At 72.1% G+C, this 25621-nt stretch carries 25 protein-coding genes and 1 pseudogene; 16 read left to right on the forward strand and 10 right to left on the reverse strand.

Going from position 1 to position 25621, the window contains the following annotated elements; all coding sequences use genetic code 11:
- The first annotated feature begins 48 nt into the window (after positions 1–48).
- From ACS3YM_RS00800 to hemB, 5 genes are read left to right on the forward strand one after another with little or no spacing between them, the layout of a single operon-like run.
- On the forward strand, positions 49–723 hold the full coding sequence (locus ACS3YM_RS00800) for a redox-sensing transcriptional repressor Rex (RefSeq protein WP_439938148.1): 675 nt from the start codon (positions 49–51) through the stop codon (positions 721–723).
- Positions 720–2006, forward strand: a complete 1287-nt coding sequence (locus ACS3YM_RS00805; protein WP_439938149.1) for a glutamyl-tRNA reductase — start codon at positions 720–722, stop codon at positions 2004–2006. The genes ACS3YM_RS00800 and ACS3YM_RS00805 overlap by 4 nt, the downstream gene beginning before the upstream one ends.
- Entirely contained in the window at positions 2003–2959 is a 957-nt protein-coding gene (hemC, locus tag ACS3YM_RS00810) for a hydroxymethylbilane synthase (protein ID WP_439938150.1), read from the forward strand. Before ACS3YM_RS00805 ends, hemC begins: the two co-directional genes overlap by 4 nt.
- Entirely contained in the window at positions 2956–4599 is a 1644-nt protein-coding gene (locus tag ACS3YM_RS00815) for a uroporphyrinogen-III synthase (protein ID WP_439938151.1), read from the forward strand. The genes hemC and ACS3YM_RS00815 overlap by 4 nt, the downstream gene beginning before the upstream one ends.
- Positions 4599–5597, forward strand: coding sequence for a porphobilinogen synthase (hemB, locus tag ACS3YM_RS00820; RefSeq protein ID WP_439938152.1), 999 nt, complete (start codon positions 4599–4601; stop codon positions 5595–5597). Before ACS3YM_RS00815 ends, hemB begins: the two co-directional genes overlap by 1 nt.
- Before the next feature lie 113 nt (positions 5598–5710).
- On the opposite strand, the pseudogene ACS3YM_RS00825 reads toward hemB, so the two are convergent.
- Positions 5711–5983, reverse strand: a pseudogene (locus ACS3YM_RS00825) (GIY-YIG nuclease family protein); the annotation flags it as partial.
- A gap of 46 nt (positions 5984–6029) precedes the next feature.
- Positions 6030–7175 carry a lytic murein transglycosylase gene (locus tag ACS3YM_RS00830; protein WP_439938153.1) on the reverse strand — a complete coding sequence of 382 codons (1146 nt, stop codon included), beginning with the start codon at positions 7173–7175 and terminating at the stop codon, positions 6030–6032.
- Between the two features lie 232 nt (positions 7176–7407).
- On the opposite strand from ACS3YM_RS00830, the gene hemL reads away from it, so the two are divergent.
- Genes hemL through ccsB form a run of 6 tightly spaced genes read left to right on the forward strand, consistent with a single transcriptional unit; the run spans position 7408 to position 13432 of the window.
- Entirely contained in the window at positions 7408–8736 is a 1329-nt protein-coding gene (gene hemL, locus ACS3YM_RS00835) for a glutamate-1-semialdehyde 2,1-aminomutase (RefSeq protein WP_439938154.1), read from the forward strand.
- Complete coding sequence (locus tag ACS3YM_RS00840) at positions 8737–9414, forward strand: histidine phosphatase family protein (protein WP_439938155.1); 678 nt, start codon at positions 8737–8739, stop codon at positions 9412–9414.
- Positions 9415–9464: 50 nt separating this feature from the next.
- Positions 9465–9983, forward strand: a complete 519-nt coding sequence (locus ACS3YM_RS00845; RefSeq protein WP_439938156.1) for a TlpA family protein disulfide reductase — start codon at positions 9465–9467, stop codon at positions 9981–9983.
- The gene (locus ACS3YM_RS00850) at positions 9976–10725 is read left to right on the forward strand and encodes a cytochrome c biogenesis CcdA family protein (RefSeq protein WP_439938157.1); all 750 of its coding nucleotides are present in this window, start codon (positions 9976–9978) and stop codon (positions 10723–10725) included. Before ACS3YM_RS00845 ends, ACS3YM_RS00850 begins: the two co-directional genes overlap by 8 nt.
- Positions 10722–12377 (forward strand): cytochrome c biogenesis protein ResB, encoded by a 1656-nt coding sequence (resB, locus tag ACS3YM_RS00855; protein ID WP_439938158.1) that lies wholly within the window; start codon positions 10722–10724, stop codon positions 12375–12377. Before ACS3YM_RS00850 ends, resB begins: the two co-directional genes overlap by 4 nt.
- The gene (gene ccsB, locus ACS3YM_RS00860; RefSeq protein WP_439938159.1) at positions 12374–13432 is read left to right on the forward strand and encodes a c-type cytochrome biogenesis protein CcsB; all 1059 of its coding nucleotides are present in this window, start codon (positions 12374–12376) and stop codon (positions 13430–13432) included. Before resB ends, ccsB begins: the two co-directional genes overlap by 4 nt.
- On the opposite strand, the gene ACS3YM_RS00865 is transcribed toward ccsB, so the two are convergent.
- Positions 13346–13531 carry a hypothetical protein gene (locus ACS3YM_RS00865; protein WP_439938160.1) on the reverse strand — a complete coding sequence of 62 codons (186 nt, stop codon included), beginning with the start codon at positions 13529–13531 and terminating at the stop codon, positions 13346–13348. The genes ccsB and ACS3YM_RS00865 overlap by 87 nt on opposite strands.
- A 36-nt stretch (positions 13532–13567) precedes the next feature.
- Between ACS3YM_RS00865 and ACS3YM_RS00870 the strand changes: the two genes are divergently transcribed.
- Together ACS3YM_RS00870 and ACS3YM_RS00875 are read left to right on the forward strand one after the other, a co-directional pair.
- Positions 13568–13831 (forward strand): DUF4229 domain-containing protein, encoded by a 264-nt coding sequence (locus ACS3YM_RS00870; protein ID WP_439938162.1) that lies wholly within the window; start codon positions 13568–13570, stop codon positions 13829–13831.
- 15 nt (positions 13832–13846) lie between these two features.
- Positions 13847–14920: a DNA glycosylase AlkZ-like family protein gene (locus ACS3YM_RS00875; RefSeq protein WP_439938163.1), complete on the forward strand. Its 1074-nt coding sequence runs from the start codon at positions 13847–13849 to the stop codon at positions 14918–14920.
- On the opposite strand, the gene ACS3YM_RS00880 is transcribed toward ACS3YM_RS00875, so the two are convergent.
- The 7 genes from ACS3YM_RS00880 to ACS3YM_RS00910 form a co-directional block, all read right to left on the reverse strand.
- The gene (locus ACS3YM_RS00880; RefSeq protein ID WP_439938164.1) at positions 14907–16163 is read right to left on the reverse strand and encodes a GNAT family N-acetyltransferase; all 1257 of its coding nucleotides are present in this window, start codon (positions 16161–16163) and stop codon (positions 14907–14909) included. The genes ACS3YM_RS00875 and ACS3YM_RS00880 overlap by 14 nt on opposite strands.
- Positions 16164–16215: 52 nt before the next feature.
- Positions 16216–17091, reverse strand: a complete 876-nt coding sequence (locus ACS3YM_RS00885; protein WP_439938165.1) for a 1,4-dihydroxy-2-naphthoate polyprenyltransferase — start codon at positions 17089–17091, stop codon at positions 16216–16218.
- Entirely contained in the window at positions 17075–18457 is a 1383-nt protein-coding gene (locus ACS3YM_RS00890) for an MFS transporter (protein ID WP_439938166.1), read from the reverse strand. Before ACS3YM_RS00890 ends, ACS3YM_RS00885 begins: the two co-directional genes overlap by 17 nt.
- 187 nt (positions 18458–18644) lie before the next feature.
- Positions 18645–20072 (reverse strand): DUF222 domain-containing protein, encoded by a 1428-nt coding sequence (locus ACS3YM_RS00895; RefSeq protein WP_439938167.1) that lies wholly within the window; start codon positions 20070–20072, stop codon positions 18645–18647.
- A 141-nt stretch (positions 20073–20213) separates the two neighbouring features.
- Positions 20214–20366: a hypothetical protein gene (locus ACS3YM_RS00900; RefSeq protein ID WP_439938168.1), complete on the reverse strand. Its 153-nt coding sequence runs from the start codon at positions 20364–20366 to the stop codon at positions 20214–20216.
- A 3-nt stretch (positions 20367–20369) separates the two neighbouring features.
- The gene (locus ACS3YM_RS00905) at positions 20370–20711 is read right to left on the reverse strand and encodes a DUF1801 domain-containing protein (protein WP_439938169.1); all 342 of its coding nucleotides are present in this window, start codon (positions 20709–20711) and stop codon (positions 20370–20372) included.
- A gap of 10 nt (positions 20712–20721) precedes the next feature.
- A complete protein-coding gene (locus tag ACS3YM_RS00910) occupies positions 20722–21996 on the reverse strand; it encodes an MFS transporter (protein ID WP_439938170.1) in 1275 nt (424 codons plus the stop codon).
- A gap of 36 nt (positions 21997–22032) precedes the next feature.
- Between ACS3YM_RS00910 and ACS3YM_RS00915 the strand changes: the two genes are divergently transcribed.
- From ACS3YM_RS00915 to menD, 3 genes are read left to right on the forward strand one after another with little or no spacing between them, the layout of a single operon-like run.
- Positions 22033–23052, forward strand: coding sequence for an AMP-binding protein (locus ACS3YM_RS00915; RefSeq protein ID WP_439938171.1), 1020 nt, complete (start codon positions 22033–22035; stop codon positions 23050–23052).
- The gene (locus ACS3YM_RS00920; RefSeq protein WP_439938172.1) at positions 23052–23993 is read left to right on the forward strand and encodes an o-succinylbenzoate synthase; all 942 of its coding nucleotides are present in this window, start codon (positions 23052–23054) and stop codon (positions 23991–23993) included. Before ACS3YM_RS00915 ends, ACS3YM_RS00920 begins: the two co-directional genes overlap by 1 nt.
- Positions 23990–25594, forward strand: a complete 1605-nt coding sequence (gene menD / locus ACS3YM_RS00925) for a 2-succinyl-5-enolpyruvyl-6-hydroxy-3-cyclohexene-1-carboxylic-acid synthase (protein ID WP_439938173.1) — start codon at positions 23990–23992, stop codon at positions 25592–25594. The genes ACS3YM_RS00920 and menD overlap by 4 nt, the downstream gene beginning before the upstream one ends.
- Positions 25595–25621: the final 27 nt, after the last annotated feature.

The raw sequence follows: 25621 nt of genomic DNA on the forward strand, positions 1-25621 counted from the left end.
CAGTGGCGGAGTCCACGCGAGGTTCGCGGGGACTGGAAAGAAGCAGCTGTGACCGCACGGACACCCGACTCTGCCCGGGAAATTCCCGAGGCAACCGTCGCTCGGCTTCCCGTGTACCTGCGTGCCCTCACCTCCCTCGCGGAGGCCGGCACCACCACCTGCTCCAGCGAGGAGCTCGCCGCCGCGGCGGGCGTCAACAGCGCGAAGCTGCGCAAGGACCTCTCCTACCTCGGCAGCTACGGCACCCGCGGTGTCGGCTACGACGTCGAGTACCTCCGCTACCAGATCGCCCGCGAGATCGGCGTGGAGCAGGACTGGCCCGTGGTCATCGTCGGTATCGGCAACCTGGGCCACGCGCTCGCCAACTACTCCGGGTTCCGCAGCCGCGGCTTCCGTGTCGTCGCGCTCCTCGACGCCGACCCCAGCCGCCACGAGGAGGTCGTCGCCGGCCTCGAGGTGCGCTCCTTCGACGACCTCGAGTCGATCGTCGCCGAGCACGCGGTCTCCATCGGCGTGATCGCGACGCCCGCGGTCGCCGCCCAGGCCGTCGCCGACCGCATGGTCGCCACCGGCATCACCAGCATCCTCAACTTCGCGCCGACCGTGCTCTCGGTGCCCGACGGCGTCGACGTGCGCAAGGTGGACCTGTCCATCGAGCTGCAGATCCTCGCCTACCACGAGCAGCGCAAGTCGGTCGTGACCGGATCGGAGGTGGTCTCGTGAGCGTCCTCGTGGTGGGGATCTCCCACAAGTCGGCCCCGGTCGAGCTGCTCGAGAAGCTCGCGCTCGACGGCGACGGCACCATCAAGCTGATCACCGACGTGATCGCCGGCGAGCACGTCTCGGAGGCGACCGCGATCGTCACCTGCAACCGGCTCGAGGTCTACGCCGAGGTCGACCGCTTCCACGGCAGCGTGGAGGACCTGTCCGGCCTGCTCGTCGCGCGCGCCGAGAAGTCCACGGAGGCGCTGCTGCCGCACCTCTACGTCCACTACGACGAGGGTGCGGTCTCGCACCTCTTCCAGGTGGCGGCCGGGCTGGACTCGATGGTCGTCGGTGAGGGCCAGATCCTCGGCCAGACCCGCGACGCGCTGCGCATCGGGCAGGAGCACGGCACCGTCGGCCCCGCCCTCAACACCCTCTTCCAGCAGGCGCTGCGCGTCGGCAAGCGCGCTCATGCCGAGACCGACATCGACCGGGCGGCCCCCTCGCTGGTGACCGCCGCGCTCGAGCGGAGCACGGTGCCCGTCGCCGGCGCCCGCACCCTCGTCATCGGTGCCGGGGCCATGGCGTCCCTGGCGGTCGCGCACCTGTCACGCGGTGGCGCCGACAGCATCGCGGTGCTCAACCGCACCACGTCCAACGCCGACCGCCTGGCCGCCGAGTACGGCGCCACGTCCGTCCCGCTCACCGAGCTCTCCACCGAGCTGGCCACGGCCGACATCGTCGTCTCCTGCACCGGCGCGCCCGAGCCGCTCGTCCGCCTCGCCGACGTCGTCACCGCCCGCGGCGGCAGCGACCGGCCGCTCGCCGTCATCGACCTCGCCCTGCCCCACGACGTCGACCCGTCCGTGGCCGACCTGCCGGGCGTCGAGCTGATCAGCCTCGCCGGGCTCGCCGAGGAGCTCCGCGGGCTGGAGGCGACCGCGGGCGTCGACGACGTACGCACCATCGTGGGCCAGGAGATCGCCGCCTTCCTGGCCGTACGCCGCCAGGCGAGCGTCACCCCGACCGTCGTGGCCCTGCGCTCCATGGCCACCTCAGTCGTCGACGCGGAGATGGAGCGCCTCGCGTCCCGCCTCCCGGGCCTCGACGAGGCCACCCGCGCCGAGGTGCTCAACACCGTGCGCCGGGTCGCCGACAAGCTGCTCCACGAGCCGACCGTCCGCGTCAAGGAGCTCGCCGACGCCGAGCCGGCCGTGTCCTACACCGCCGCCCTGGCCGAGCTGTTCCGCCTCGACCCCGACGCCGTCGACGCGCTGACGAGGGCGGAGGACAAGCAATGAGCACTCTTCGCCTGGGCACCCGTGCCTCCGCGCTGGCCACCACCCAGTCCGGCATGGTCGCCGACCTGATCCGCGAGCGCCTCGGCCGCGAGGTCGAGCTGGTCGAGGTGTCGACCGAGGGCGACCGCAGCGCCGCCCCGCTGGCCTCCCTGGGCGGCACCGGGGTCTTCGTCAGCGCCCTGCGCGACGCGCTGCTCTACGGACACGTCGACGTCGCCGTCCACTCGCTCAAGGACCTGCCCACCACGCCCGCCGAGGGCATCACGCTGGCCGCGATCCCGCCGCGCGAGGACCCGCGCGACGTGGTGGTCGCACGTGACGGCCTCACCCTGGGCGAGCTGCCGGTCGGCAGCCGCCTCGGCACCGGCTCGCCGCGCCGCGTGAGCCAGCTCGAGGCGCTCGGCCTCGGGCTCGAGCTGCACGGCATCCGCGGCAACGTCGACACCCGGATCCGCAAGGTGCGCGAGGGCGAGGTGGACGCGATCGTCCTGGCCCGCGCCGGGCTCGCGCGCCTCGGCCGGCTCGACGAGGTCACCGAGGTGCTCGATCCCTTGCAGATGCTGCCCGCGCCCGGACAGGGCGCGCTGGCGGTCGAGTGCCGCACCGACGACTCCGACCTGGTCGCCGCGCTCGGCGAGCTGGACGACCGCGCCACCCGCGCGGCCGTGACTGCCGAGCGCGCCGTCCTGTCCGCCCTCGAGGCCGGCTGCTCGGCCCCGCTGGGCACGCTCGCCGAGGTGGTCGAGGGCGAGGACGGCGAGGAGCTGTGGCTGCGAGCCGTGGCCATGTCGCTCGACGGCGCGCTCACGGTCCGGATGAGCGCCACCGGCCCGGTCGACGACGCCGAGGAATTGGGAACACGCCTCGCGGGCTCGATGCTCGACGAGGGAGCAGCAGACCTGATGACGGCACCACTTGAACAGGGACCACCAGTGAGGAATCAGCACGCATGACGCGAGTACAGACCCCGCAGGCCAGCAGCCAGGACAAGGGGGCGACCCCGGGCTGGGTGTCGTTCGTCGGCAGTGGACCGGGCGACCCCGGTCTGCTGACGGTGCGCGCCGTGGAGCTGATCGAGAGCGCCGAGGTCATCGTGACCGAGGCCCCCGAGCACGTCGCCCTGGTCCGCTCCGTCCTCGGCCTGGCCGAGGGCGAGGACGGACCGGAGATCGTCGACGGCGGCTTCGGTGAGGACGGCCAGCCCCTGACCCACGCGGCCCGCGCCAAGGTCGTCGTACGCCACGGCAAGAAGCAGCGCGTGGTGCGACTGATGACCGGCGACCCGTTCCTCTACGCCTCCGGCCCCGAGGAGGCGCAGGCCTGCGTGAAGGCCGGCGTCGGCTTCGAGGTCGTCCCCGGTGTCTCCTCGGTGAGCGCGGTCCCGGCCTACGCCGGCATCCCGCTGACCACCAAGCGCCACAAGGAGATGGCCGTCGTCACCTGCGGTGACAAGGTCGACTGGAGCGCCTACGCCGACGACCGCACGCTCGTGCTGCTCTCGGGCGTGGGCAGCATCGGTGAGACCGCGGCGGCCCTCATCGAGGCCGGCCGCTCGGCCGAGACGCCGGTCGCGATGACCCGCGTGGGCACCACGACCGAGCAGCAGACCCTCATCTCGACCCTCGCGAACATCGCCGCCGACGCGCGCGCCGCGCGCATCGCCCCGCCGGCGATCACGGTGATCGGCGAGGTCGTCGACCTGCGCCAGACCCTGTCGTGGTTCGAGACGAAGCCGCTGTTCGGCTGGCGCACGCTGGTGCCCCGCACCAAGGAGCAGGCCGGCTCGCTGTCGCGTCGCCTCCGTGAGTACGGCGCGGTGCCCGAGGAGGTGCCGACCATCTCGGTCGAGCCGCCGCGCAACCCGCTCCAGATGGACAAGGCCGTGCGCGGCCTGGTGGAGGGCCGCTACGAGTGGATCGCCTTCACCTCGGTCAACGCCGTCAAGGCGGTCCGCGAGAAGTTCGAGGAGTACGGCCTCGACGCCCGCGCGTTCTCGGGCCTCAAGATCGCCGCGGTCGGTGACAAGACCGCCGAGGCGATCGCCGCGTGGGGCCTGCGCGCCGACCTGGTGCCCTCCGGTGAGCAGTCGGCGGCCGGCCTGCTCGAGGAGTGGCCGCCCTACGACGACATGCTCGACCCGATCAACCGGGTCTTCCTGCCGCGCGCCGACATCGCGACCGAGAACCTCGTCGCCGGCCTGATCGACCTCGGCTGGGAGTGCGACGACGTGACGGCCTACCGCACGGTGCGCGCCACCCCGCCGCCGGCACCGGTCCGCGACGCGATCAAGACGGGCAAGTTCGACGCGGTCGTCTTCACCTCGTCCTCGACCGTGCGCAACCTGGTCGGCATCGCCGGCAAGCCGCACCCGTCGACGATCATCGCGGTGATCGGCCCGCAGACGGCCAAGACCGCCGAGGAGCACGGCCTGCGGGTCGACGTCCTCGCCCCGACGCCCGACGTCGAGGTCCTGGTCGACGCCCTCGCCGACTTCGGCGCCGCGCGCCGCCTCGCGATGCTGGAGGCCGGCGAGCCCGTCACCCGGCCGAGCGAGCGCACCGCCTCGGGTCGCCGGAAGGCCCGGGCCAAGTAGTGACCGAGGAGCACCGCGAGATCGAGACGCCGCTGATCCGCCCCCGCCGGCTGCGGCGCACCCCTGCGCTGCGCCGGATGGTCGCGGAGACGGCGGTGGTGCCGAGCTCACTGGTGCTCCCGGTCTTCGTGCGCGAGGGACTCGCCGAGCCGCGACCCATCTCCTCGATGCCCGGGGTCGTGCAGCACTCGCGCGACTCCCTCAAGCAGGCCGTCTCCGAGGCGGCGGAGCTGGGTCTCGGCGGCGTGATGCTCTTCGGCATCCCGGAGTACAAGGACGCCACCGGGTCGGGCGCGATCGACCCCGCCGGCGTGCTCAACCTCGCGATCACCGACGTGGTGGCCGAGGTGGGCGACCAGCTCACCGTGATGTCGGACCTGTGCCTCGACGAGTTCACCGACCACGGGCACTGCGGCCTGCTCACGCCCGACGGCGAGGTCGACAACGACCGCACGCTGGTGGCGTACGCCGACATGGCGCTCGCGCAGGCTGACGCCGGTGTCGACATGGTCGGCCCCAGCGGCATGATGGACGGCCAGGTCGCGGTGGTCCGCCAGGCGCTCGACGAGGCCGGGCACAGCCACGTGTCGATCCTCGCCTACTCCGCGAAGTACGCCTCCGCCTTCTTCGGGCCCTTCCGCGAGGCCGTCGACTCCTCGCTCGAGGGCGACCGCCGCACCTACCAGCAGGACCCCGCCAACGCCCTCGAGGGCGTCCGCGAGGCGCTGCTCGACGTCGAGCAGGGCGCCGACATCGTCATGGTCAAGCCCGCCCTGGCCTACCTCGACGTCGTACGCCGCGTGCGCGACGCCGTCGACGTACCTGTCGCCGCCTACAACATCTCTGGCGAGTACGCCATGGTCGAGGCCGCGGCCGCCCATGGCTGGATCGACCGCGAGGCCGCCATCCTGGAGACTCTCACCTCGATCCGCCGCGCCGGGGCGGACGTGGTCCTGACTTACTGGGCCTCCGAGGCCGCCCGCCTCCTGCGCGCCTGATCGCTCACCAGACAGCACATCAGCCGCCGGTCGAGGAGGTCGCGCAGAGCTCACCGCTGGTTGAGGAGGTCGCGCAGAGCTCACCGCTGGTTGAGGAGGTCGCGCAGCGACCGTCACGAAACCAGGACCTTTACAAGCCCTTGCGCGCCCGGATTGCTGCCCAGCTGCGGCTCGAGAGAGCGCCCAGCTCCATCGGTCCGGTCATCGATCAACGCTTGTCGCTTGGCCCGGGACCAGCCCTGGATCCGCTTCTCCATGGCGAAGGCCTCGTCGATGCGTTCGAACTCGCCGGCCCAGACGAGTCGGACCGGTCGTCGTCGCCGGGTGTACGCCGCCCCCACGCCCTCGTTGTGCTCGAGGACGCGGCGCTCCAGGTTCCGCGTGCTCCCGACGTAGAAGGCGCCGGGGCGCCTTCCTCGACCAGCGGTGGGGCTACGGGTTCAGCAGCTTGTTGGCGCAGTCGTTGAGCTCGTTGGTCGCCGTGAGCGGGTTGTCGACCACGCCCTGGGCGGTGCACTGCACGAGGGCCTCGGCGAAGGTCAGCGTCGCGGTGATGGTGGGGATCGGCGAGGTCGGCAGTGGGACCGAGGTCGTGTTGGTGGGGAGCACCGTGGGAAGGGACGTCGTCGGGTCCTTGGTCGGGTCCTTGGTCGGCGCCTGCGTGGGCTGCTGCGTGGGGGTGGGGCTCTGCGTCGCGGCGGGGGACTGGGTCGGCGTCGGCTTCGAGGTGGGGGTGTTGCCGCCCTTGTCCCCGTTGTCGCCGGCCTTGGTGCCCTGCTTGCCGCCCTTCGCGCCGTCCTTGCCGCCCGTGGAGCCGGTGCCGGAGGTCTCGGGGAGGATCACGCCGGAGGTCAGCGTCGAGGTCGGGACGGCGCTGAAGTCGCCATCCATGTAGGCCCGCATGATCGTCAGGACCAGGTCGACGTAGTCGTTGGAGTGGTTGTAGCGGTAGACCGAGGCGCGCTGGCCCTTCTCGCTCGACAGGTCGTCGTCGCCCGAGCAGAGGTAGACGGCCGTCGCGAGCGCGGCGTCGTCCACGTCCTGCGGGTTGCGGGTGCCGTCGCTGTCGCCGTCCACGCCCACGACCGACCAGGTCGAGGGGATGAACTGCATCGGTCCGACGGCACGGTCGTGGCGGGTGTCGTTGTCGTACTGCCCGCCGTCGGTGTCGCTGATGTCCTGGGTGTTGTTCTTGCCGTTGAGGGCGATGCCGTAGATGCCGGGGCGGGCCACGCCCTGCTCGTCGAGGGAGTTGCCGCCGTAGCGCCCGTGGTCGGACTCGACGCGGCCGATCGCGGCGATCAGCTCCCAGGGGATGGAGCAGCCGGGGTCGGCCTTGTTGATGACCGCCTCGGCGCGCTGGTAGGCCGCCAGCGCCGCCTGCGGGATGCTGCTGGCCGAGCCCGGGGTGAGCGCGGCGGCGCGGGTGACCGCGTCGTCACCGACGCTGGCCGGAGCCTGGATGGCCGCCGCGGGCAGCACGGTGCCGTCGGGGAGCGTGCCGGACCCGTCCGGGTCGGCGCTGGCCGAGCCCACGCCGACACCGGCGAGGCTGGCGGTCCAGGCGGCCGAGAGCACGGCAAGAGGGACGATCGCAGTCGCCCTGTGAAGTCGGGTCAAGCTCGACATGTCGCGTATCTCCCCTGAGTCGTCCTGGTGTCATGATGCCCCCTCCGGGCTCACCTCACACCTCCAACGAGTGATCGACGTCTCAGGTTACGCACCGGTCACTTGTGGGACAGGGCACACGAACGGGCCTCCGACCGCCGCCGACTGGGGAACCCTTGGCCGTCTACGTGACAATGACCCGGTGACCCCCGCGACGGCCCCCACCACGACAGCGGCGAGCGAGGCGCTCTTCGAGCGTGCGCGAGCCGTCACCCCGGGCGGCGTGAACTCGCCCGTCCGCGCCTTCAACGCGGTCGGAGGCACGCCCCGGTTCATCACCTCAGCCTCGGGTGCCTGGCTCACCGACGCCGACGGCAACGACTACGTCGACCTGATCTGCTCGTGGGGACCGATGCTGCTGGGTCACGCGCACCCCGACGTGCAGGCGGCGGTCGCCGGCGCGGTCGCCCGCGGTACGTCGTACGGCACGCCCACCGAGCCCGAGGTCGAGCTGGCCGAGGAGATCGTCGCGCGCACGCCGGTCGAGCGGGTCCGGTTCGTCTCGTCCGGCACCGAGGCCACCATGTCGGCGATCCGGCTCGCGCGTGGGGCGACGGGACGCGACCTCGTCGTGAAGTTCGCCGGCTGCTACCACGGCCACGTCGACGCCCTGCTGGCCGAGGCCGGCTCCGGCGTCGCGACGCACGCGGTGCCCGGCACCAGCGGCGTGCCCGAGTCCGCCGCGGCCGAGACCCTCGTCCTGCCCTACAACGACCGCGACGCCGTCCGGGCCGTGTTCGAGGTGCACGGCCCGCGGATCGCCTGCCTCATCACCGAGGCCTCGCCGGGCAACATGGGCGTCGTCCCGCCCGCGCCGGGCTTCAACGCCTTCCTCGCCGAGACCTGCCGCGCCCACGGCGCGCTGTTCATCAGCGACGAGGTGATGACCGGCTTCCGAGCCACCGCCCAGGGCGGCTGGGGCCTCGACGGTGCCATCGAGGGCTGGACCCCCGACCTGATGACCTTCGGCAAGGTGATGGGCGGCGGCTTCCCGGCCGCGGCGTTCGGCGGTCGCGCCGACCTGATGGCCCACCTCGCACCCGAGGGCGCGGTCTACCAGGCCGGCACCCTCTCCGGGAACCCCATCGCCACCACGGCCGGGCTCGCCACCCTGCGGCTCGCGACGCCCGAGGTCTACGCGCACCTCGACGCCACCGCGCTGACCATCCGCACCGCCGTCGCCGAGACGCTCGAGGCCGCCTCGGTGCCGCACACCGTCCAGTCGGCCGGCACCATGTTCTCGGTCTTCTTCAGCGAGACCCCGGTGCGCGACTTCGCGGAAGCCGCCCAGCAGGACACCGCCGCCTACGCCGCGTTCTTCCACTCGATGCTCGACCAGGGCGTCTACCTGCCCCCGTCGGCGTACGAGGCCTGGTTCGTGTCGGCGGCGCACGACGACCGGGCCGTCTCGACCGTCCTCGACGCGCTCCCCGCGGCCGCGCTGGCGGCCGCCACAGCAGGAGGTAGCTGAATGAGTGTGCAGACCATCGTCCACCTGCTGCGGCACGGCGAGGTCCACAACCCCCAGGGCGTGCTCTACGGGCGCCGTGACGGGTTCCACCTCTCCGACCTGGGGAACACGATGGCGCAGCGGATCGCCGACACGATCGGCGACCGCGACATCGTGCACATGCGGACCTCGCCGCTCGAGCGCGCCCAGGAGACCGGAGCGCCGCTCGCGTCGGTCCGCGGGCTGACGCCCGTGCTCGACCCGCGCGTGATCGAGTCGTCCAACGTCTTCGAGGGACTCAGCTTCGCCGACGGCGCGATGACGATCGTGAAGCGGCCGCGGCTGTGGCGCCACCTCTACAACCCGCTCGAGCCGTCGTGGGGCGAGCCCTACGACGAGATCGCGGGACGCATGGTGGCGGCGATCCACGACGCCCGCGACGAGGCGCGCGGCCACGAGGCCGTCATCGTCTCCCACCAGCTGCCCATCTGGACGACCCGGCTCTTCCTGGAGAAGCGCAGCTACCTCCACCACCCGAAGAACCGCCAGTGCACCCTGTGCTCGCTGACCAGCGTCGTCTTCGAGGACGACCGGATGGTCCAGGTGCGCTACTCCGAGCCGGCCGGTGACCTGATCCCGGTGGCCGACCGTTCCGCCCCCTTCTCGGCCGGAGGCGCCCCCGAGGAGGACCGGCCCTGAAGCTGCTCCGCTCGTTCGTCGCGCCCGTCGTCGGGCTCGCCTGCCTGCTCGTGCTGGTGGGCTGCTCGAGCCTGTCCGGGACCGGCGACAAGGGCTACATCTCCGGCGAGGGCGTGCCGGTGGAGGTCGTCGCCGAGGATCGCGGCCAGCCGATCGAGCTCACCGGAGAGGACCTCGACGGCAACGACGTCGACCTGGCCGACCTGCGCGGCAAGCCCGTCGTCGTCAACGTCTGGTGGTCGCAGTGCCCGCCGTGCCGCGTGGAGCAGCCCGACCTCAACGAGGCGGCCGACGAGCTGGGGGAGCAGGTCACCTTCCTCGGCATCAACATCCGCGACTCCTCCACCGACGCGGCGCGCTCCTACGTCCGCGGCTTCGACGTGCCCTACCCCTCGGTCTACTCCGCCGACGGCGCGGCGCTGCTGCCGTTCGCCGGCACGCTGAACCCCCGCTCCATCCCGAGCACGGTGGTGCTCGACGCCGACGGCCGGATCGCGGCCTCGGTGCAGGGCCGCGTCCCCACCACCCAGACGCTCCTGTCGCTCGTGGAGAAGGTCCTCGATGAGTGAGTGGTTCCAGGAGACGGCCCTGTCGGGGTCGTTGATCCTCGCGCTGCCGGTCGCCCTCCTGGCCGGCCTGATCTCCTTCTTCAGCCCGTGCGTCATCCCGCTGCTGCCCGGCTACCTGTCGTACGCCACGGGCCTCTCGGGTGCCGACCTCGAGGGCGCCCGGCGGAGCCGGATGGTCACGGGCGCGGTGCTGTTCGTGCTCGGCTTCTCGGTCGTCTTCGTGCTGCTCGGCAGCCTCACCGGCGCGGCCGGCGCCTGGCTGTTCACCCACACCCGCCAGCTCAACGTGGTGCTCGGGGTCCTCACGATCCTGCTGGGCGTCGCGTTCCTCGGCGGCATCGGCTTCCTCCAGCGCGACTGGCGCATCCACAAGGTGCCGGCGGTCGGCCTGGCCGCGGCGCCGCTGCTGGGCTTCCTGTTCGGGGTCGGCTGGACGCCCTGCGTGGGGCCGACGCTGGCCGCGATCAACGTGCTCTCGGTCAACGAGGCGACCGCCGGCCGGGGCGCCGTGCTCTCCGCCGTCTTCGCGCTCGGCCTCGGCCTGCCGTTCATCGCGGCGGCCCTGGCCTACCGCCGGATGATCAGCGCGTTCAAGGTGATCCGGCGCCACCAGGTCCTGATCATGCGGGTCGGGGGCCTGATGATGGTCCTCGTCGGGATCCTGCTCGTCACCGGCTGGTGGGACCGCATCGTGCAGTGGCTGCAGCTCCAGGTCGTCCAGGGATTCTCGGTGCCGGTGTGACCGACCTCCAGCCCGATCTCCGACAGCGGCCGTCCGACGACCGGCAGGCCACCGCCCTGCCGATGGACCTGACGGCGCGCGAGCTCGCCCGCTGGTCGTGGCGCCAGCTCACCTCGATGCGGACGGCGCTCGTGCTGCTGCTGCTGCTCGCCCTCGCCGCGATCCCGGGCTCGGTGATCCCGCAGGAGGACATCGACTCGCTCGCGGTCTCGCAGTGGCGCGACGACCACCCCCGCCTCGCCCCGATCTGGGACCGGCTGGACCTGTTCGCGGTCTACGGCTCCGTGTGGTTCTCCGCGATCTACATCCTGCTGATGATCTCGCTCGTCGGCTGCATCATCCCGCGCCTCTTCGTCTACGCCCGCGCCCTGCGCGCCCAGCCGCCGAGGGCCCCCCGCAACCTCTCGCGCCTGCCCGAGAGCACGTCGTACGTCACCGACGAGGCGCCCGACGTCGTGCTGCGCCGCGCCGCCGGGGTGATCAGGCGACGACGGTTCCGCGTGGTGTGGGCCGAGGGCGAGTCCGACTCGGTGGACGCCGAGCGTGGCCACCTGCGCGAGGCCGGCAACCTGCTCTTCCACCTGGCCGTGATCGTCGTCCTGGTCGGTGTCGCCATCGGCAGCCTGTTCGGCTACAAGGGCGGCGTCATCATGTTCAACGGCAAGGACTACGGCTTCTCCAACAACCTCACCCAGTACGACGACTTCGCCCCGGGCAGCCTCTTCGACCCCTCCGTCATGGAGCCGTTCTCGTTCAGCATCACCGACTTCGACGTCGAATGGATGACCGAGGGCCGCCGAGCAGGGCAGGCGCGCAAGTTCGTGGCGCACCTCGACTACGAGACCGAGCCCGGCGCGGAGACGCAGCAGTACGACCTCAAGGTCAACCACCCGCTCTCCATCGGCGGCACCGACGTCTTCCTCATCGGCCACGGCTACGCACCCGTCATCACGATCCGCGACGGCGAGGGCAACGTCGCCCAGTCCGGCCCGTCGGTGTTCCTGCCCACCAACGCGCAGACCTTCGAGTCCTTCGGCGTCGTCAAGGCACCCGACGCCCAGCCGACGCAGATCGGCCTCGAGGGCACCTTCTACCCGACGTTCGCGATGGGCCGCGACGCCGACGGCAACCTCACGATGCCGTCCAGCGCCTTCGGCAACGCGATCGACCCCCTGGTGTCGCTGCAGGTCTACACCGGCGACGTCGGCCTCGACGACGGCACCAGCGCGTCGGTCTACGTCCTCGACAAGACCAAGGCCACGCAGCTGACCAAGGCCAACGGCCAGCCCTTCCGGATGGACCTGCGACCCGGCGACACCGTGACGCTGCCCGACGGGCTCGGCAGCGTGACGTTCGAGGGCCTGCAGCGCTGGAACAAGATCCAGATCAGCCGGACCCCCGGCAAGCTCATCGCGCTGACCGGCGTCGTCGCGGCGCTGCTCGGCCTGCTCGCGTCGCTCTTCGTGCGGCCGCGCCGGCTGTGGGTGCGGGCCCGGCGCCGCGACGACGGCACGACGCTGGTCGAGGTGGCCCGGCTGGACCGCTCCTCGGGCGGTGACCCGGAGACGGGCCGCGACGAGCTTGCTGAGATCGTGGCAGCACTGAGAGAGACAGCAGCGACAGAGACAGCGCCCGACAAGGAGGGGTCGTGACCGACCTACAGTGGGAGACCCTGAGCAACCAGGGCGTGGCGGCTGCCGGGGTGGTCTACTTCCTGGCCCTGCTGGCCTACGCCGTCCAGTGGGCAGCGCTGCGTGACGTGCCGGTCCGGCAGGCCGTGGCCGCGGGCTCGGGTGCCGGCCGCGGGACCGCCGTCGACGTGGCCGACCAGCCCGTCGCCGACCAGCCCGTGTCCGACCGCACCGCGATGGCCGGCCGCCTGGGCCTGCTGCTCACCGGCATCGGCGCGCTCGCGCACTTCGTCGCCCTCCTGGGGCGTGGCATGGCCGCGGAGCCCAACCGGGTGCCGTGGGGCAACATGTACGAGTTCACCCTCAGCGGCACCTTCGTGGTCGTCGCGCTGTTCCTCGCCACCACGCGGCGCTGGCGCCTGGACTGGCTCGGCCCGATCGTCGTCGGCTTCGTGCTGTGCGTGCTGCTCGCCGACGTGCTGTGGCTCTACGAGCCCGTCGCCCCGCTGACCGAGGCGCTCGAGTCCTACTGGCTGGTGATCCACGTGGTCGCCGCCGTCATCGCGACCGGTGCCTTCACCCTCGGCGGGATCACCTCGATCCTCTACCTGCTCAAGGCGCGCTCGACGAAGGAGACGGGCTACCTCGCCCGGCTGCCCGAGCTCCCGGCGCTCGACCGGATCGCCTACCGGATGCACGCCTTCGGGTTCCCGGTGTGGACCTTCGGCGTGCTCATCTCCGGCCCGATCTGGGCGCACCAGGCGTGGTCGTCGTACTGGAACTGGGACCCCAAGGAGGTGTGGGCCTTCATCACCTGGGTGGTCTACGCCGCCTACCTCCACGCCCGTGCGACGGCGGGCTGGCGCGGGCGCAACGCCGCCCTGCTGGCACTGGTCGGGGCCGCGACGTTGTGGTTCAACTTCATCGGCATCAACTTCTTCAGCACGACCAGCCAGCACTCCTACGCCGAGGGCGCGGGCCAGGAGCGGTCAGTCGTCCTCCGGGTCGCGGCGGCGCCGGTCGAGACCGCGCAGGAAGTCCGGGTCGTCGTCGGGGCCCATCACCCGCGGACGTGACGATCCGCCGCCCCCGCCGTCGAGGCGTCGCAGCGTCATCCTGACCAGCACCCACACGACGACCGCGATCGCGGCCACGACCAGCAGGACCTTCAGCATTCCTCCAATGTAGACCGCTCCACCTACTCTGGAGGCGTGAAGGAGTTCGTCGTCTACACCGTCCTGCGCATCGTGCTGTTCCTCGCCTCGTTCGGCGTCGTCGTCGGCATCATGGCGCTCGCCTTCGACGGTCGCTACAACCTGTTCTGGGCAGTGATCCTGGCCTTCCTGATCTCCGGCATCGGGTCCTACTTCATCCTCGACCGGCAGCGCGAGGCCTTCGCCAGGCGGGTGGAGACGCGCGCGGCCAAGGCCTCGGCGGCGTTCGAGGAGCGCAAGGCGCGCGAGGACCAGGACTGACCCGGAGCGGTCGACGTGGCGCCACCGACGGTCAGCAGGCAGCAGTGCCTCTGGTGGCGCCTCCACCGCCAGCACCTCCTCACCGGAGCCTCGTCGCCCACCGAGGTCGTCCGCACGCTCGCCGCGGTGTCGGTCAACGGCAGCGATCCCGACCTGGCCGTGCGCCGTCGTCTCGCCTCGCCGGGCGAGCCCGGGGAGGTGCAGCGCGCGCTGGCTGACGGCCGGCTGATGCGCACCTTCTCCTTCCGCGGCTCGGTGCAGCTGATGGCGCCCGAGACCGCGGGCACCTACCTCGCCCTGCGGTCGGCGGGCCGGCAGTGGGAACTGAGGAGCTGGGTCGAGCACTACCGGCTCGAGCCCGAGGACTGGCCGGACCTGCGCGCGATCGTCCGGGAGGTGGTGTCCGGCGGGCCGGTGCCGCCGCCGGCGGTGGCCGACGCACTGGTCGGGAGCCGGCGCTTCGCCCACCTCGCCCGGGAGTTCGCCGCGGAGAACCACACCCTGATCAAGCCGCTCGCCTGGCAGGGCGACGTCGCCCTCGGCCCCGACCTGACCGGCCCGCTCATGATGCAGAGCCCCTCCGTCGCGCCCGCGTGGGCCGGCATCCCGCCCCTCGACGAGGCCGGTCCGCGCGCCGTGCTGGAGTACGTCGCCGGCTACGGGCCGACCACGCCCGGGCACGTCGACCACTGGCTCGGCGAAGGACTCAGCGCCGGTCGGGCCCGGCTGCGGCGGTGGTGGGGCGAGGTGCAGGACCGGCTGGCCGAGGTGGACGTCGACGGCGAGCCGCGCTGGGTCCTCGCCGACGACGCCGCCGAGCTGGTCGGCGTACGACCCGAGCCGTCGGTCGTGCTGCTGCCCGGCAAGGACGACTGGGTGATGGGGCCGGGCACCAAGGACACGTGGGTGGTGCCCGCGGAGCACCGCACGGCGATGACACGCGGGGCGAACCCGGTCGTGGTCGACGGCGCCGTGCGGGGCACGTGGCGGCTCGACCGCGACGCGGTGCAGCTCGACTGCCCCGAGGTGCCGCCGGCCGCTGCGGAGGCCGAGGTCGCCCGGCTCCGCGCCCTGCTCAGAAGCCCGTGAGGCAGTACGGCGGGTCGCTGAGGTCCGCCATCGATCCGAAGCGTCGTACGGCCTCGTCGCTGCCGTCGACGCGGCCAGCGCGGCGCAGCTGCTGGACCGGGACGCCACTGAGGTAGAGCGAGCCCAGCGTCTCGGCGGTGACCCGCACGTCGGGCTCCTGCTCCGTCGGGGACACCGTGGCCACTCCGCGGCAGGTCGTCACCTCGAAGCGACCCGCAGCGTGCCCCTGCGGGTCGTCGACCTCCAGCACGACCGTCGCGTCCTCCGCCCACGGCCGGGCGGTGAGGGCGCGCGGGACGTCGAGGATCCGCAGCCAGAGGAACTCCTGGACCTCGGTGGTCTTCACCCGGTTGAGGTCCGTCAGCGCCCAGGCCAGCGGGTCCTCGGGGTGCGCGATGCCGTGGGTGATCGTCTTGATGCGGTCCATCCGGGCCAGGAAGGACCAGAGCCCGAGCTGTGCGTCCGTCGTCAGGGCCACCATCTCCGCGACCTTGATCGAGTAGTCCTCGCCGTGCTTGAAGACCACGAACCCGTCGACCCCGCCGTCGGCGTCGAGGTGGACGGCGGCCCGGAGCTTGCGGTCGGCACCGCCGCTGTTGAAGTCGAACGTGCCGCTGTGGATGTCCTCGTAGGGCGACGGCCACTCGACCGAGCCGCGCTGGCGGGCGTGGAAGGTGTCGAAGACGGCCTTCACGTGGGGCCAGGCGTCCTTCGGCTCGATGAGCTCGACGCGGCCCGGGTCCGTGAACGAGCGCAGCTCGAAGCCGGGTGAGGCGTCGACCTCGACCTTCTGGCGGAACGTCGCGGGGCCGAAGCCCCAGCGGCCGTAGATCGTCGCCTCGGACGCGGTGAGCGCCGCGATCGGCACGCCCTGGGCCACGGCGTCGGCGAGGTCGTCCTCGATGAGGCGGCGCAGCAGGCCCTGGCGACGGTGGCTGGCGCTGGTGGTGACGTCGGTGATCATCCGCAGCGGCAGCAGCTCGCGGCCGGCGTTGAGGGTCTTGTCGAGGCTGGCGTAGGTCGCGACGGGCATCGGGCCGGCGCCGAACTCACCGGCGGGCAGCCACGCACCCCGGACGATCACGCGGTCGGTGCGGTAGTGGCCGACCCACCTGTCGACCATCTCGTCCTCGGGGCGGTCGTCGCGGAAGCCGCGCAGCACGCTGCCGATCCAGCCCCGGCGCAGCGCGGTCGCCTCGTCAGAGTCGTCGAAGAAGTCGAGGATGGCGAAGTCGTAGTCCACCCGAGCACGGTAGTGACGGCCCCCGCGCCCGGGCCACCGGGTTGTCCGGGCGTCAGCCCAGGACGAGCAGCGGCGCTGCGACCAGGACCGACCAGATCAGCTCGGCCGCACCGGTGGCTGCGAGCACGGGGATGAGCGCGGGCCCGGCCGCACCGGCGAGGACGGACCGGGCGGGCGCCGCGGCGCGGGCGAGGAAGCCCAGGCCGAGCAGGGCCCACCAGGTGGTGGCGACGGCGACGGCGACGACGGCAGCGGCCGCGACGAGCACCAGGAACGCGTAGAGGTAGCGCGTGCGCTCCTCGCCCAGCCGCACGGCGAGGGTGCGCTTGCCGGCCACGGTGTCCGTCGGGATGTCACGCAGGTTGTTGGCGACCAGGATCGCGCACGCGAGCGCACCGACGCCGACCCCGGCGTAGAGGGCCGGCCACTCCCACGTCCTGGTCTGCACGTACGTCGTACCGATGACAGCGACGAGGCCGAAGAAGACGAACACCATCACCTCGCCCAGCCCGAGGTAGCCGTAGGGCTTCTCGCCGCCGGTGTAGAACCATGCCGCGACCACGCACACCACCCCGACGGCGAGCAGCCACCACGCCGTCGTGGCGGCGAGTGCCAGCCCGGCGAGGCCGGCCACGCCGAAGGCGGCGAACGCGGCAGCCTTGACCGCCCGCGGCGTCGCAGCGCCGGACCCGACCAGCCGCATCGGACCCACCCGGTCCGCGTCGGTGCCGCGGATGCCGTCGGAGTAGTCGTTGGCGTAGTTGACGCCGACCTGCAGCGCGAGGCTCACCACCATGGCGAGGAGGGCCTTCCACCACACCGACTGGTCGACGTAGGCCGCGACCCCCGTGCCGGCGAGGACGGGTGCGACGGCGGCGGGGAGGGTGCGCGGGCGGGCGCCGGCGATCCAGTCAGCGGATGAGGTCACCGGTGGATTCTGGCAGCCCGTCGAGGGGCGACTCACCGCCGGGCTCGGCGGGTTGGGTGACGACAGGCGGGCCCACCGGGGCGTCCTCGACCTCGTGGGCCGCAGCGTCGGCCAGCACCTCGGCCGGGACGTTGCGCTCGAGGAAGCGGCGCGCCATCGCGGTCGACGGGTGCAGGCCCGCCGCAGCGACCACGATCAGGCCCGCGATCACGAGCCAGCCGGTCGAGCCCCAGTTCATCGCGAGGAACGTGAAGGCCGCCGGCGCCCAGACCCGGCCGAGGGTGCCGGTGAGCTCGGCCGCGCCCTGGTACTCGCCACGACGGCGCGGGTCCATCAGCTCGGCCTCGAAGGTCCAGCTCGCAGCAGAGAGGTAGAGCTCGGCGCCGGTCAGCGTCACGTGGCCGAGGAAGAACAGCAGGATCGTCCAGACGCCGACGGTGTGGTGGGTCGAGAGCGTGATGACGCACGAGATGACGAAGAAGAGCGTCGAGATCCGGATCGCGCGCAGCGCCGAGGTGACGTCCTTGACGCCGCGGGCGGCGGCCATCGGCAGCACGATGCACATCACGGTGTTGGTGCCGAACAGCAGCGACAGGATCACCCACGGGGCGTCGGTCTTGTCGACGAGCCACAGCGGGATGACGATGTTGAGGATCACCTGGTTGGTCCAGAGCACGCCGTGGAAGAAGCTCGACACGAGCCAGCCCACGTTCTTCATCGGGCCGGGTCCGGGGAGCTTGACCTTGCGCTCCTCGGCGGTGCGCATGTCGTGTGCGGCGTGCGGCAGCCGGAGGATGTTGGCGGCGTTGAAGAGGAAGACCACCGAGGTGAACAGCGGCATCACCATCAGCAGCGTCAGCGACTCCGGGCCGAGGGCGATGATGCCGAGCAGCGAGCCCAGCGTGAAGCCGACGTTGAGCGCGGAGTACATGTAGGCCCGCGAGTTGACCCGCTCCTGCGGCGGGAGGACGTCGATCGTGTACGCCCCGTGGGCCACGCCGCCGAGGGCGCCGATCACCTCCATCACCACCGCCATGGTGATGTAGCCCTGGAAGGTGTCGATGAACGGCCACACGGCGAACATCGCGCCCTGGCCGGCCGAGCTGACCGCCCAGCACCGCTTGGCGCCGAGCCGGTCGACGATCCGGCCCATCGGGTAGGCCGCGATGAACGACGCGATGCCGGCGATGGACAGGCCGAGGCCGACCTGCACGACGGACAGGCCGACGACCTGCGTGAAGAAGACCGCGGACCCTGCCATGAACGTGCCCTCGCCCAGGGCGAACAGCAGCGACTGGGTCGCCAACCGTCCGGCCAACGGAGAAGGGGGAGTGGCCTGCTGCTTGAGGGTCGACACGATGCTCATCAGGAGACATTGTGGGCGTTCGGTCCGACATCCGTCCTGCGATTTTCGGACGGTCTTTACTTTGTGACGCCGCTCTCGTGCTGGGCAGTCCCGCGTCGTCCCGAGGGACAGTGCCGCGCTTGCGTTCCAGGGTGCAGGCGTGCCGGTGGCCCCGCCATCGTGAGGACTGGCGGGGTGTGGGGCGGGGTCATGGTCGTCCGGGCGGCTCGTCGTCCGGTTCGGTCCGGGTGGTGCCGTGTCGGTCGCGGAGGTAGTGGTGGCCGTGGGGGCTGGTCCACTCGAACACTCCGGGCGCGATCATCCGGTAGGCCCAGGCGGTGAAGGTCTTGAGCCGGTGGTGGAACCGGCACAGGCACGCGAGGTTCGAGGACGTGGTGGGGCCGGGTTGGGGCCTGCCTTCGGCTTCGGCGTCGTGGTCGAACTCGACGACGTGGTCCACGTCCGCACCCCGGGCGGGCCTGGTGCACCACGGGAAGACACAGGTGCGGTCCCGGAGGGCGACCTGTTCCCGGATCGGGTCGGGGATGTCGTAGCCCGGCGCACGGAGCTCGGCGTTCAGGTCGATGACGGGCTTGATCGTGATCGTGGTGCGGGAGTCGCCACACCACTTCTGGACTTGGTCGAGCAGCAGGAGCTTCTGGCGTTCCTCGAGCCGGCCGGTGGGACCGAAGACCGTCTGCACGACCGTGCTGTCGTCCTCGCCGTCGCTGCCCTGGGCGGGAGTGGCGTCGAAGTGCACGTTGAGGACGACCTCCCGCGCGGCGGGGAGTCCGTCCTGATCACGGGCTGAGGTCGAGCCTTGGCTGTGGAGGTCGAGCGCGGTCTGGGTGCGGGCCAGGTCACCGAGCGCTTTCGCGCGGCGGACGTCGAGGGACTCAGCCGACCCGAGCGCCTTCAAGGTCGCGGCGCCCTGGGCCAGCGCACCGTCGAGGTCGAGGGCGTCGGCGATGTCGAGGTCGGCCTCGAAGTGCATGGTGCCGGAGTAGTGCACGTCCTGGTCGTCGAGCGTGGCGTGGCGCGGATCGACCGACAGGTACCCGTCCTCCGGATCGGCGGCCGGGTCCGGGGCGGCGAGGTCGAAGCGCTTGATCGTCTCCGCGACCAGCCGGTCGAGCTGCGCGGGGCCGATCCTCCCGGCCACGGCCGCGACCTGGGCGTCGACCCAGCGCACCGCGTCCTGGGTGAGCGCGGGTGTGGCGTGGATCGTGGTCTCGGCCACGGACCGGGCCCGCCACGCCGGAACCCGGCCGGACTGGACCTGGCGCCAGAGGCGTGGGAGGCGGTGGCGCAGCTCCAACGCGTGGCCGATGAGCTTCTTCGCCGCCACCGACGACATGCCGAGCTCGGCGCCGAGCTCGGCGACGCAGAACTCCGCCACCAGCGGGCACCCCTGGCCGGCGATGGGCTCCTCGTGCTCCGAGCCCGGGATCGTGAACGCGGCGGCGGAGTGGATCGACTCCGGCGGGTGCAGGTCGGCCCAGCGGGCGGCGAGCTCGAGCTGACGAGCAGCCGCGGTGTTCTCGGCGTCGCGCTCGGCCCTGATCGAGGCAAGCAGGCCGGAGGCGGAGAGGTCGTCTCCGACCCTCTCAATCTCCTCTGCCAGTGCTTCGCTCATGTGTTTGATTGTAGGCGATTCCACCGACAGTCATCATGCGTCGAGCGTCCTGTTCGCGGCAAGGTTTTGGCAACCAGTCGGGGTCTCATACGCCTTCGTTCGTTCCTCGCCCCGGCTGCTCGACCATCGACGGGGAGGAGCTCACACGTCGTCGTCGTCGGGAGGAGGAGTGCCCCGGGCCATGTCGCGGGTGTCGCGGGCGATGCGGTCCGCGCGTCGCCGTTCGAAGAGCAGGATGGCCACGACGACGCCGACCATCACGACGACGGTGAGCACGAGCCTGAAGGCGTCCATCAGTCAGCCCCGGTTCGCCGCGACCGCCTCGCGGACCAGCTCGACGAACGCGTCGTCGTCCAGGACATCGCCCTCGAGCACGTCGATCGCGCGGCGCGTCCCGCCCTCGAGGCTGGCGTTGAACATCCCGGCGGGGTCCTCGAGCGAGGCGCCCCGGGCGAAGGTGACCTTCACCTTGTCCTTGTAGGTCTCGACGGTGCAGATCAGGCCGTCGAGGGAGAAGGTCGGCACACCGTCGGGGTTCGAGGCCTTGCGCCACTTCGCTTCCTCGGTGACGCCGGGCTCGGCCTCCACCACCAGCGACCGGATCCGGTCGACGAGCTGCGCGCGCCAGTCCGTGCTCATGGGACCGACCCTACGCGCCGTGCCTCGCCAGGTAGCGCTCGGCGGCCCGCGCCGACGGACCCATCGTGAGGGTCGAGACCACGACGATGGCGGCGATCGTGAGCCAGCCGAGCGAGCCGTGCTCCATCGCGAGGAAGGTGAACAGCGCCGGCGCCCAGACGGAGCCGAGGGTGCCGCCGATGTGGGCCGCGCCCTGGTACTCGGCACGCTGGTCGGCATCTGTCAGCTCGGACATGAAGCCCCAGTGGCCGGCGGACTGGAAGAGCTCGGCGCCGGTGACCGTGACGTGGCCGAGCCAGACCAGGAAGATCGTCAGCCAGCCGATGGTGTCGTGCGTGACCAGCACGATGGCGCACGAGAGGACGAAGAAGCCCGCGGAGATGTACGACGCCCGCAGCGAGCGCGCGACCGAGTCGATGCCGCGGGCGGCGGCTACCTGGAGCAGCACCGCCATGACGGTGTTGGTGCCGAACAGCCAGGCCAGCAGCACCCGCGGTGCGTCCGTCTCCTCGACCAGCCAGAGCGGGATCACGATGTTGAGCAGCACCTGGTTGGTGCCGAGCACGCCGTCGCCGGTCATGAGGGCGAGGAACGCGCGGTTCTTCAGCGCCGCCGGCTTGATGACCGCGTCGTCCGCGTGGACGGGAGCCTTCGCGGGCGGGTCGGGGAGCCGGGTGATCCAGTAGGTGTTCGCGAGCAGGATGAAGCCGGTCAGGATCGGCACCGCGCGCACCACGTCGTCGCTGTTGGTGGCCAGGGCCAGGCCGCCGATCAGCGCGCCGACGGTGAAGCCGATGTTGAGCGCGGCCCGCATGAAGGCCTGCGACTGGACGCGCTCCTCCCGGGTGAAGATGTCGATGGTGTAGGCGCCGCGCCCGCTCCACCCGGCCTGGCTGACCACCTCGAGCGCGACCATCATGACGAGGTAGGCCACGAACCCGTGGATGAACGGCCAGACGAGGTAGAGCGCCGCGGTCAGGCCGGCGCCGATCGCCCAGATCCGCTTGGTCCCCACCCGGTCCGCCAGCTTGCCGGCCGGGACGGCGAAGAAGAACGAGGCGATCCCGGCGACGGTCAGGCCGATGCCGACCTGGGCGGCCGAGAGGCCCACGATCTGGGTGAAGAAGACCGCCGAGCCGGTGATGAAGGTCCCCTCGCCGATGGCGAAGAGGATCGACTGGATCGACAACGACCGGGCCAGCGGACTGGGGGGCAGCTGCCGCTGCCACCACGACTGCGTCTTCGTGGTCGGACTGGTCTCGGACGACGTCTGGGGCTGGTCCATCGCCCCCATCATGACGGAGCCACTAGCGTTCGTCGTGTGAGTTTCCTCAGGCCATCGGACGAGCCCTCGGTCGCGATCAGGCAGCTGTCGCGATGGCTCGAGGCAGAGACCCCCGACCCGCTGCTGATCGAGACGTCCGGGTCCACCGGCAAGCCGAAGGGCGTCGTGCTCCCACGCCGCGCGGTGCTCGCCAGTGTGGAGGCCTCCGCCCGTCGCCTGGGCGAATCGGGACGCTGGCTGCTCGCGCTGCCGTCGTCGTACGTCGCCGGCGTGCAGGTCATCGTCCGCTCGCTCGTGGCCGGGCACGAGCCGATCGTCGTGGACGGCCTCGACATCGGCCGGGCCGCGGCCTCGGACCACACGGACACCCCCGTGTTCGCCTCCCTGGTGCCGACGCAGCTGCACCGCATCATGGGCGACCCCGAGCAGCTGGCCGCGCTGGCGCACTGCCACAGCGTGCTCGTGGGGGGTGGCGGTCTCGACCGCCACCTGCGCGACCGTGCCGAGGAGCTGGGTGTCAACGTGGTCACCACCTACGGTTCCTCGGAGACCTCGGGCGGCTGCGTCTACGACGGCATGCCGCTCGACGGCGTGGGAGTCACCATCGGTGCGGACGGTCGCGTGCGGATCGCCGGCCCCACCCTGTTCAGCCACTACGACCACGACCCCGAGCTCACTGCCCGGACCCTGGTCGACGGATGGTTCCTCACCTCGGACGCCGGGCGCCTCGACGAGGACGGCCGGCTGGAGATCCTCGGCCGCCTCGACGACGTCGTCATCAGCGGCGGTGTGAAGATCCCGCTCGCCACGGTCGCCGGGCGCCTGCGCGAGCACCTGCTGGTCGACCAGGCCGAGGTCTTCGGGGTCCCCGACGTCGAGTGGGGCCAGAAGCTGGTCGCCGTCGTGGTCTGCAGCGTCGACGACGCCGAGCTGCGCGACTGGGTGAGCATGGTCCACCCGCGGTCGTGGGCACCGCGCGAGTTCGTGAGGGTGTCGAGCCTGCCCCTGCTGCCCAACGGCAAGGTGGACCGCCAGGCCATCCAGGCCGGGCTCTGATGCACGTCTTCTCCATCCCGCTCCGCACCCGCTTCCGCGGCATCACCGTCCGCGAGGGCGTGCTGATCCGGGGCGACGTGGGCTGGGGGGAGTGGTCGCCCTTCCTGGAGTACGACGACGCGACCGCACGCCCGTGGTTGGCGTGCGCGCGCGAGGCGGCCGACGAGGGCTGGCCGGAGCCGTTGCGCGACCGCGTACCGGTCAACGTCACCGTCCCCGCGACGGACCCCCAGCGCGCGCACGCGATCGTCACGGCCGGCGGGTGCCGGACCGCGAAGGTGAAGGTGGCCGAGCGCGGCCAGACCCTCGCCGACGACGTGGCCCGCGTCGAGGCCGTGCGCGACGCGCTCGGACCTGACGGGCTCGTCCGCGTGGACGCCAACGGCGCGTGGGACGTCGACGAGGCCGTCCGGGCGATCGCGGCCCTCGACCGCGCGGCCGGAGGCCTGGAGTACGTCGAGCAGCCGGTCGCGAGCGTCGAGGACCTCGCGCTCGTGCGCCGCCGGGTCGACGTGCCGGTCGCGGCCGACGAGTCGATCCGCCGGGCCGAGGACCCCTACCGGGTCCGCGACCTCGACGCGGCCGACATCGCCGTCCTCAAGGTCCAGCCGCTGGGCGGCGTACGGGCGTGCCTGCGCATCGCCGAGGACATCGGGCTGCCCGTCGTCGTCTCGAGCGCGGTCGAGTCGAGCGTCGGCATCGCCGCCGGTGTCGCCCTGGCCGCCGCCCTGCCCGAGCTGCACCACGCCTGCGGGCTCGCCACGGTGCAGCTGTTGAGCGACGACGTCGTGACCGATCCGATGCTCCCGGTCGACGGCGTGCTGGCGGTGGCCCGGCCCGAGGTCGACGAGGCCGCCCTGGCGCGCCTCGCGGCGGACGACGAGCGGGTGGAGCACTGGCGCCGTCGCCTCGAGTCCGTACGGCAGGATCGGGTCTCGTGACCAACCCCTCCACCGAGCTCGCCCGCACGGTCGTCACGGCTCTGCGCGGCGCCCGCGTCCGCGAGGTCGTGGTCGCCCCCGGATCGCGCAACGCGCCCCTGTCCTTCGCGCTCTACGACGCTGCGCAGGCCGGCGCCCTACGTCTGCACACCCGGATCGACGAGCGCACCGCCGGTTTCCTCGCGCTCGGGCTCGCGAAGGTCGGCGGCCAGCCTGCGGCGGTCACCTGCACGTCGGGCACGGCCGTGGCCAACCTGCTGCCCTCGGTGGTCGAGGCGGCGCACGCCGGGGTCCCGCTCGTGGTCGTGACGGCGGACCGCCCGGCCCGGCTCCGGGGCACTGGCGCCAATCAGACGACCGACCAGGACGGCATCTTCGGCACGTTCGCACCCACCCTCGACGTGGCCGCCGCCGACCTCGACGAGCTGCTCGACGTCCTCCGCTCGCACGGGTCGCGCCGGCCGGTGCACCTCAATCTCCAGCTCGACGAGCCACTGCTGCCCGACGACGCGTGGGAGGTGCCCGAGGTCGAGGAGTGGCACGGCATCCCCACCACCCGCGGCCCCCAGGTGCACGTGCTGCCGCACGGCCCGCGCACGGTCGTGGTCGCCGGGGACGACGCAGGACCGCCCGCGCGCCAGCTCGCCGAGCGCAGCGGCTGGCCCCTGCTGGCCGAGCCCTCCAGCGGCTGCCGGACCGGGGACCACGTCATCAGGACCTACCGGCTGCTCCTGGCCGGTGAGCTCGGCCGGCAGGTCGAGCGGGTCGTCGTCCTGGGGCACCCGACCCTGTCGCGCCCGGTGGCTCGGCTGCTCGCGCGCGAGGACGTGGAGGTGGTCTCGGTCCGCGCCCGCGGGATGTGGGCCGACCGCCCGTTCGCGGTCTCCGGCGAGCACGAGGCCGTGGTCGCCGACCGTCCCGACGACGACCCCGCGTGGCTGGGGTCCTGGCGCGAGGCCGACCTGGCAACCTCGCGCGGGCTCGACCGGTTGCTCGCAGCCGAGCCGGGCCTCACGCCGTACGAGGTCGCCGGCGCGGTCAGCCGGGCGCTGCCCCCTGGAGGGCTGCTGTTCGTGGGCGCCTCCAACCCCGTCCGGGACCTCGACCTCATGGTGGCGCCCTACGAGGTCGGCGGACGCCGCAAGGTGCTGGCCAACCGGGGTCTGGCCGGGATCGACGGCAGCGTCAGCTCGGCCGTCGGCGCCGCACTCGGCCGCCCGCAGTCCTCCCGCGCCCTGGCCCTCATGGGCGACGTGACGTTCCTGCACGACACGACCGGCCTCGTCGTGGGTCCCCGCGAGCGGCGGCCCGACCTGACGATCGTCGTGGTCAACGACGACGGCGGCTCGATCTTCGCCACCCTCGAGCAGGGCGCGCAGCAGTACGCCGACCGCTACGACGCCCTCTTCGGGACGCCGCACGGCACCGACCTCGCCAGCCTGTGCGCCGCGACCCGCACGCCGCACCTGCGGGTCACCAGCCTGCCGGAGCTCGAGCAGGCCCTCGCCTCGCCCAACGGCGGCATCGAGGTCGTCGAGGCCGTCGTGCGGCGTGACAACCGCCGGGACCTGGACGAACGAATCCGCGCGCTGGCCCTGTGAAGGGCCAACGCGCGGATCGGTGGTTCA

Source organism: Nocardioides sp. N13(2025), from assembly GCF_051912545.1.
Taxonomy (GTDB): domain Bacteria; phylum Actinomycetota; class Actinomycetes; order Propionibacteriales; family Nocardioidaceae; genus Nocardioides.